Origin of the sequence: Frankia canadensis, from assembly GCF_900197875.1 — a bacterium.
GTDB classification, from domain to species: Bacteria; Actinomycetota; Actinomycetes; order Frankiales; family Frankiaceae; genus Frankia; species Frankia canadensis.
Window position 1 is genome coordinate 1 of the sequence record NZ_FZMO01000182.1, and the last position, 7,995, is coordinate 7,995.

7 protein-coding genes are annotated in these 7,995 nt (G+C 70.0%); all 7 read left to right on the plus strand.

Translation table 11 applies throughout. The annotated features are described in order from the left end of the window. On the plus strand, positions 1-407 hold a 407-nt coding region (locus C1A33_RS15855; protein WP_165818415.1), incomplete at its 5' end, for an integrase core domain-containing protein. 382 nt (positions 408-789) lie between these two features. Next, the gene (gene cas6 / locus C1A33_RS15860) at positions 790-1,479 is read left to right on the plus strand and encodes a CRISPR-associated endoribonuclease Cas6 (RefSeq protein WP_101832269.1); all 690 of its coding nucleotides are present in this window, start codon (positions 790-792) and stop codon (positions 1,477-1,479) included. Then, positions 1,370-2,920, plus strand: a complete 1,551-nt coding sequence (locus C1A33_RS15865) for a hypothetical protein (RefSeq protein WP_243407602.1) — start codon at positions 1,370-1,372, stop codon at positions 2,918-2,920. The genes cas6 and C1A33_RS15865 overlap by 110 nt, the downstream gene beginning before the upstream one ends. 5 nt (positions 2,921-2,925) lie before the next feature. After that, positions 2,926-3,987 (plus strand): type I-B CRISPR-associated protein Cas7/Cst2/DevR, encoded by a 1,062-nt coding sequence (gene cas7i, locus C1A33_RS15870; RefSeq protein ID WP_101832271.1) that lies wholly within the window; start codon positions 2,926-2,928, stop codon positions 3,985-3,987. Continuing rightward, positions 3,984-7,301, plus strand: a complete 3,318-nt coding sequence (locus C1A33_RS15875) for a CRISPR-associated helicase/endonuclease Cas3 (RefSeq protein ID WP_101832272.1) — start codon at positions 3,984-3,986, stop codon at positions 7,299-7,301. The genes cas7i and C1A33_RS15875 overlap by 4 nt, the downstream gene beginning before the upstream one ends. Continuing rightward, the gene (locus C1A33_RS15880) at positions 7,298-7,795 is read left to right on the plus strand and encodes a CRISPR-associated protein Cas4 (RefSeq protein WP_101832273.1); all 498 of its coding nucleotides are present in this window, start codon (positions 7,298-7,300) and stop codon (positions 7,793-7,795) included. The genes C1A33_RS15875 and C1A33_RS15880 overlap by 4 nt, the downstream gene beginning before the upstream one ends. 1 nt (position 7,796) lies before the next feature. Then, positions 7,797-7,979, plus strand: coding sequence for a hypothetical protein (locus C1A33_RS15885; protein WP_243407603.1), 183 nt, complete (start codon positions 7,797-7,799; stop codon positions 7,977-7,979). The last annotated feature ends 16 nt before the right edge of the window (positions 7,980-7,995 follow it).

Sequence of the window (7,995 nt, forward strand, 5' to 3'; positions counted from 1 at the left end):
GAGCATTCCATCTTCTACCTCAGAACCTCATCCAGTTCCCTTCAGGACACACCAACCCCTACTCCGAATCCCAGTTCAAGACGTTGAAGTACCGGCCCGGCTACCCGAAAACCTTCGACAGCGTCGAGACCGCACGCGCCTGGTGCCGGGAGTTCTTCGACTACTACAACAACGACCACCGCCATTCCGGGATCGGACTGCTCGCCCCGACGGTCGTCCACCACGGCCAGGCCGAGACCGTCCGCACGGCCCGCGCCGGCGTCCTGGCCGCCGCCTACACGGCCCGACCCGAACGGTTCGTCCACCGGCCACCGGTACCGCCGCCGCTACCGAAACCAGCCTGGATCAACCAACCCGAACCGGCACCTGGGCAGCCCGACACGGCTACAGAAGCAAAGACTCAGTAGTTCCTACAAGATCTTGTCTCGTACAGGTTGACGGGTTCCGACCGGACCTCAGCCTGGTTCCGCCGCCGCAGGGGCGGCGAGCACTTACCCGTGCGCCGACCGTCGGGCGGAGGACACCACATCCTCCATGGACACCAAGATCACCGTGCACAGCTTACTGGTTCGGCAGGGCATCTCTGCAGGTGGGAAGCCTGCTAGCCATGAGTGAGCCGGGATGTGGAGGGACTGAACGGAGGGAAAACCCGAGCGGCTTCGACGCCGCCGGGACCGACCTGGTACCCCCAGATGTGGGCCGAATTCTCGCTGTGGAAGACTGGCCGGCTGTGCGGGAGTGGCGCAGCCGCCGGGGACGGCGTTACCACCGCGTGCGAACGGGGGATGTATGAGATTTCGGATCGACCTTGCCGGTGGCCGATCATCGTTGCCATGGGATGATGTCTTCACGCCGGCACGTGCTGTGGTCTACGGCATCATCGGCGGGCACGATTCCGACCTAGCCGCCGAGCTTCACGACCGAGGCTACGCGGGTTCATCGCTGCGTCCTCTGGGGATCTCCTCACCCCAGTTTCGCGGTACCCGGAAGGCGCGTGGCGCCTACACGACGTCGCCAGATGGATCGCTGTGGCTCGGATCCCCTGTACCCCGCATCGCTGCGGCGATGCTGGCCGGGCTGGCTGGTCGCAAGGCGATTCAGTGGGCAACCTTGAATCTGCCCATCCGCGGCATCCAGATCGAGGCCGCGCCGGATCATCAGGCCGGCGAGACGGTCTTCTCGACCAGGACGCCGATCCTTGTCAAGTGGGAGAGTCGCTACCTGCTTCCGGACCATCCGCGGTTTCTCGAGCGTCTCAGTCACAACGTTCGGCACAAGGCTGACCTCCTCGGCCTCCCGGCCGACAACGAGATGGAGGTCGTCTCCGCCGGTCCGCCGCGGAAATTCCTCGTCAAGGGTGCTCCGCGCCATGGCTGCACGGCCGAGCTGCGTATCCGGGCTGATCCGGCGCTCCTGGATGCTCTCTATGACTGGGGGCTTGGTCTCGCCACAAACCAGGGATTCGGCTGGATTCGCTGACGTGACCCGCCCTGCAGCCGCAGATTCGATACCCAACAGCCGGCTCGCGCTGACGGAGCATCCGCTTCAACGGGCCGGTGCACGCGCGATCGTCGCCCTCGCCGACGTCACCGAGGCAGATCGGATTGACGCCGATGCCCTCGATCGGGTCGCCGCGAGAATCGTCGGGGACGTCGTCGAGGCAGCCGTCACCGACCGGAACAGCGCGGCCTACGACTGGTGGAAGATTCTCTTCGCGATGTATCCCAACGCGAAGCCCACCCACGCCAAGCGCAGCCAGAACCGCGCGGAACTGGCGAGCGAGGTCGGCAGTTACTTCGCTCCCGATCCGGTTGACGACGCGGCGGTTTCTCGACCGTGTGCCTTCTGTGGCGGGACGACTACCGTTCTGTGGGCGAAGTCGACCCTGCCGATGTTCGACACGACCAAGGCGCTGAACACCCTGCCCCCAAGCCTTGCGGGGTGGCCGGTGTGCCGCCCGTGCCGGCTGGCCATGTGGGCGATGCCGTACGGGGCGTCGCTCACACTCGGCTCAGCCACTGTGCTGAGCTGCGACAACGCGGAGATCGAGCGGGACTTCACCGCCGTGAACCTCGATCGGTCCAGGAAGATCCGGCAGGTGGGGGTCGACGGGGTGCCGGCGACGGCCACCCCGGAGCGAGTCGCTCTGCACGCGTTGGAAAGGCACGCGCTCGATCGCCCGGTCGCGGCGACGCTCTGGAGCTTCAAGAACGACAATCAGGAGCCCTGGCTGCGGGTGAGCGAGACCCGTATCGCCGTGGTCTCCTTCCTGTACGCACTTCGCCGGGATGGTGAGGCACGCGCCGGGTGGATGACGCTTCGCCGACGCCTCACCAAGAAAGGTCGCGACGGCTCGACAGTTCAGAACGGCCTGGACATCCTGGCCCGGGCGTTGTTCGCGTCGGCGAACAGCCGAACCGACCGGATCCTGTACTACCTCTCCGAGCAGGCCGGCGACCTGTCCCGGATTCCCGCCAGCACCATTCGCCACTGGCGGGCCCTGCACGCGCTCTATCTGAAGGAGATGCACGGCGTGGACGGAGCCGACCTCCAACCCGTGACCACCCTGCTGGCCGACTGGATCACGCAGGAGAAGAACCCACGGGGACGTTTCAACGAGTACTGCCGAGCCGCCGGCCGCGGCTACTCGCTGCAGCGACTGCTGATGCAGGCGACCGCCCGCCTCTTCCTCGACGGCAGGCAGCCGGCGGATATCACCAGGGTGACCGAACGACTGCTTCACGGCCCGCAGGGCTATCAGCTTCGAGGCCAGCTCTTTTTCGAGGTGGCCGCCGAACTCGTCCGGCGTCAGGCGGCGATCGGTCAGAAGAGCGGCGATGAGCCGGAGGGCGGCGAGGACGACCCGGACGCACCGCTGATCCCCCTGGACGCGAACGACCCCGACGACGAGGGAGAATAGAACCGATGACCTACCTGGCGGGAAAGCTCGTCCTCGCCATCGAGGCCGGCGCACCGAACAACGGCCGTGGCGAGTCGACGACGGCCCCGGTCAAGAAGACCAGGATCCGTGGCCGGGAATACCCCTACGTCTCCGCCCAGGCGTTCCGCCGCTGGCTGCGCGACACGATGACCGCCAACGGATCCGTCCCGTCGCCCACCGAGCGGGTCGGCAAGGAGACGCAGAAGGCGCAGAAGGCCACCACCGCCGCCGACCCGATTCGATACGCCGACGACGACCTGTTCGGCTTCCTCAAGGCGACCGCGAAAGCGGAAGACGCGTCCACCACCGTCCGCGACACCGCCTTCATGGTCGGCACCTTCCTGGCGGTGGAGCCGGCCCGGGCCACCCAGGACTTCGGCGTGATGTCGCGAGGCATTCCGATGCCGGTGCTGCACACGCACGAGTTCTACACCGCGGATCTCGCCGCCCCCTTCCTCCTCGACATTCCCCGCGTCGGGACGTTCACCCTGCCCGACGCTCGCGGCGCCGGTCGGGCGAACTATCTGACCGAGAAGGCCGCGCTGGAGTTCGCCGCGGCCGCCCAGGTCGGCGCGACCACCACCACGTTCCGCGGCCACGGAGCGGTACGGCTCCCACTGCCGGAGCGTCGGGAACGCGTCGCGATCCTGCTGGACGCGCTGGCCGAGCTCGCCGGCGGAGCGAAGAAGGCGCTGCACTACGGCGACCGGCTGCCCGCCCTGTTCGCCCTGGTCCCCATGGCCGGCGGGGTCAACCCGCTCGGCTTTGTCATCGACGGCGCGGAGGACGGCACGGGCCTTCAGGTCCGCGGCGACGTGCTGCGCCGCGAGCTGGACGCCTGGGACGGCGAGTGGGAGGCGCCGGTGCTCGTCGGCTGGCGCCCCGGCTTCCGCGAGACGTTGCGCAAGCAGTTCGAGGACGACATCGCCGAGGAGATCCGTGCCGGAAGGGTCGTCATTGGCCATCCGCGCACAGTGCTGCTCGACCTCGCCGGACGGATCCGCAGCGGCGAGCACGACGACTGGTTCGACGACCGGTCGCGATGAGCGTCCCCACCAGCGACCGGCAGCAGGACGAACCCCAGCCTCCGTCGCGGGGCGAGGATGGTGGCGCGGTGCCGGGGCGTGTGCCCGTCGACGCGCTGCGGGTCGAGTTGGTAGTTCCGGTCGCCTCGTATCGCGACCCGATGTTTCCCGGGGTAAGCCGGTGCCTGCCGGTGCCGCCGCCGTCCACGGTGCGGGGCATGCTGGCCGCCGCAACCGGACGGCCGAGTGAACGCGTCCCCCTGGGGATGGCGGCGAACGCGACGGCGACCGGCGTCGACCTGGAGACCTACCATCCGATCGCTGCCAACGGCTCCAACCCCGCGATCGGCGGCCGCGTCGCCCCGGGCAAGGGCGGGATGACCATCCGCGAACGGCCGTTTCTCACCGGAGTGCGGGCCACGCTGTGGATCCCGGGGGCGGCGGGACGACGGATCGAAGCGGCGCTGCGCCGACCGGTCTGGGGGCTGCGGCTGGGCCGATCACAGGACCTCGTCCACCTCGCCGGTGCGCCGCGCTGGACGACCCTGCATCCGGCGCGGCGGGCCGTCGTCGGGCATGGGCTCGCGCCGACGGGAGCGCATGAGGCGCCGCAGGCGGTGTCGCTGCGCATGGCGGTCAGTGTCAGCACCGACCGGCTGAGCACGAGCTATCGGTCGTTCCTGTGGTGCGCCGAGCCCGCCGGGGAACGGGAGGTCCGACTCGACGCCTTCCGCGACAGCCTCGACGGACAGGCCGTCTGGCTGCTCGACGGCGACGGCGAACCGGACGACGCCCCCGAACCTGCCGCCGCCCGCCGCGGCGAGGCCCTCGACCGGGTGCTGGCGAAGTCGGTGGGCCGGTCGATCGGCGACGAGCCCGAACGGCTCACCGCCCACTCGGCGGCCGTGCGGGACGCCGCTCGCGCGCTAGCGGCTCGGATCGGCCCTGCCGGACCGATCGCCGGGGCGCCGAGGTTCTGGGCGTGGGTGGAGCAGGCCGCGCTGCTGCACGACGCCGGTAAGATCGCCGAGGGATTCCAACGCCAGCTCCGCCCCGGGGGCGAACCCTGGGGCCAGCGGCACGAGGTGCTGTCGCTGGCCTACGTCGACCTGTTCCATCCGGAACCGGCAGCAGCGCCCCCCGGAGCCGGCGCGGACGTCGACCGGGAGATGGTGGCGACGGGCGTCCTGTTCCACCATCGCGCACTCACCACCGACGCCGAAGACGTCTCGGAGCGCGTGCGCCCCCTCGCGCGCCAGTACTCCGAGGACGCCGCCTGGAAGGACGCCTTCGGCGGCTGCGGCAGCTCCGGGGCCGGCCCGGTGGGACCTGCGGGCTCCGGCTCGCCGCCGCGGATCCAGATTCCGCGGCAACGGCACGCCGAGCTGCTCGCCTGGTACGCCGATCAGGCTGGTCTGCCGCCAGAGCCGGGCGGCGGAGCGAAGATGTGGCAGCGGGCCAGGGCCCTGTTTCTCACGACCCGTGATCGCTGGTTCGGCCCGGTGCGCGAGGAGGACGGTCTGCTCGCCGTGCTGCTGCAGGGCGCGGTGACGCTCGCCGACCACGCCGGCTCGGCGCATGTCCCACTGCAGACCCACATGCCGCTCCCGGCGCGCTTCCTCGACCGACTGGCGGCGCCCTACGACCACCAGCGGGCCACGGCGAGCGTCGACGGGCATGTGGTCGTGATCGCGCCGACCGGTGCCGGCAAGACCGAGGCCGGCCTGGCCTGGGCGTCGTCCCAGCTGGCGGGAATGCCGGGGCAGCCGCGTCTGGTATGGATGCTGCCCTACCGGGCGTCGATCGACGCCGTGGCGGACCGTTTCCGCACCGTACTCGACCCGCCGCCGATGTCCGAACCCGCTGAATCTGGCGGATCCGACACGGATGCCGTCACGCAGAGCCCGTGCACCGAACCGGACATCGGCATCCTGCACGCGACCGCCGCGCGGACGCTGCTGGAACGCGCCGTCGACGAGGACTGCCCCTCACCCCGTGACGCGGCCCGCAAGGCGCGAGCGCGGGCGGGGGCTGCGCGCCTGTTCGCCCAGCGGGTACGGGTCGCCACGCCGCACCAGCTGCTGCGCGGCGCGATCGCCGGGCCGCGCTACTCGTCGGTGCTGCTGGAGCAGGCCAACTGCCTGATGGTCCTGGACGAGCTGCATGCCTACGACCCGGTGACGTTCGGCCGGATCTGCGCGGCGATGCGGTTGTGGTCGCGGCTGGGAAGCCGGATCGCCGTCCTGTCCGCGACCTTCGCCGAGCCGATGATCGAGATGGTGCGGGAGAGTGTGGACGGTCCGTGCGCGGTGGTCCGCGCCGCGCCGGGCACCGCACCCGACCGACATCACCTCGTCCTCGACGAGCTGCCCCTCACCGCGCCCGCCAGCCTCGACACGATCCGGGGCTGGCTGGCCGCCGGGCGGTCCGTGCTGGCCGTCGCGAACTCGGTGCGCACCGCCCAGCACCTGTTCGACGAGCTGGCGCCGGCCGCGCGGGAGGCGGCCGGGAGCCGGGACCCGGACGCGGCGATCCTGCTGCACTCCCGCTTCCGGGCCCGGGACCGGGCGGAGATCGAACGGCGTGTCCTCGCGCGCCATCCCGAGCGCCGGTCGGACGATCCCGCGCTGCGCGGCGGCGGGCTCGTGGTGTCGACGCAGGTGCTGGAGGTGTCGCTCTGCCTCGACTTCGACCGGGGGGCCAGCGAGCTCGCTCCCATCGAGGCCGTCGCGCAGCGGGCGGGGCGGGTCAACCGACGTGGCCGGCACCCTGACGGCCCCGTCGCCTTCCACGTCCACCAGGTGGACAGCCCCCTGCCCTACGAGCAGGACGCGCTGGACGCGGCCTGGTCCGCGCTGCGCCGCACCGCCGACATCGATCCCCGGATCTCCGAGCAGACGGTCGCCCTCTGGCTCGACCACGTCTACGGAACGGACTGGGGAACGCAATGGCTCGCCACGGCGCGCCGCCACCGGGAGGAGTTCTGGACCGGCTTCCTGACCTTCCCCCGCCCGTTCCACGACCGCTCCGAGTTCGCCGGGAAACTCGACGAGCAGTTCGACACCGTCCACGTGCTCCACGCGGACGATCTGGACGAGTACCGCACGCTCGCCGACCACCGGAACGGCGATCCACTTCTCGCCGAAGGGCTCCTCATTCCCCTGCGCTGGCGTCAGTGCGCTCCCCTGAGGAAGGCCGGTCTGCTGGCCATGGACCGCCGCCTGCGCCTGCCGGTCGTGAGCGCTCCCTATTCCACGGAGACCGGCCTCGACCTTTCCGCCGCCAGCGGCGGCACGCCCGCCACAAGCGCAGCTCGTCAGGAAACCATCCTGTGAGCGACTCTGCGGAGCCGCTCGGTGGCGTGCACGTCAAATACCTGCTGCACTGCCCACGTCAGCTGTGGCTCTACATGCGCGGATATCGACCGGAAGGCGGCAGCGACCTCGTCGCCTTCGGCGAGATCGTCGACGAGACGACCTTCACCCGCCGCCGTGACATCGATCTCGGCGAAGCCCGGATCGACTGGGTCACCACCGGGGCGATCGTCCACGAGACGAAATCGTCGCGGGCCCCGAGCCCCGCGCACGAAGCCCAGGTACGTCACTACTGCCTGCTGCTGGAACGACGCGGCGTCGGCGTACGCGGCGGGATCGTGCACTACCCGCTGATTCGACGCACCGTCACCGTCGACTGGGACGACGACGCCCGCGCCCGCGCGCTCGCCACCGAAACCGAAGCACGCGAGGTGATCGCGACGCCGGTCGTCCCACCACGGCTGGAACGCCGCCGCTGCCGAGGCTGTTCGTACACCGACTACTGCTGGGGATGAGATGCCCGCCGCCGGAAGGACCTACTGGCTGACCGAGCCGTGCCGGATCCGACGGGAGGACAACAGCCTGCGGATCGAACGTGCCGACAGCACGCCCGTCCACCTGCCGATCACCGACATCCGCGATCTGGTGACCTTCGACCACCTCGACTTTCGCATTTTCCATGATCGTCTAATGGCTTGATTTTGGGTGTGTTGAA

Excerpts from the sequence above, each read along its gene's own strand:
- cas6 (WP_101832269.1), top strand. The coding sequence starts at position 790 with ATGAGATTTCGGATCGACCTTGCCGGTGGCCGATCATCGTTGCCATGG.
- C1A33_RS15865 (WP_243407602.1), top strand. The coding sequence starts at position 1,370 with ATGGCTGCACGGCCGAGCTGCGTATCCGGGCTGATCCGGCGCTCCTGG.
- C1A33_RS15875 (WP_101832272.1), top strand. The coding sequence starts at position 3,984 with ATGAGCGTCCCCACCAGCGACCGGCAGCAGGACGAACCCCAGCCTCCG.
- C1A33_RS15885 (WP_243407603.1), top strand. The coding sequence starts at position 7,797 with ATGCCCGCCGCCGGAAGGACCTACTGGCTGACCGAGCCGTGCCGGATC.
- cas7i (WP_101832271.1), top strand. The coding sequence starts at position 2,926 with ATGACCTACCTGGCGGGAAAGCTCGTCCTCGCCATCGAGGCCGGCGCA.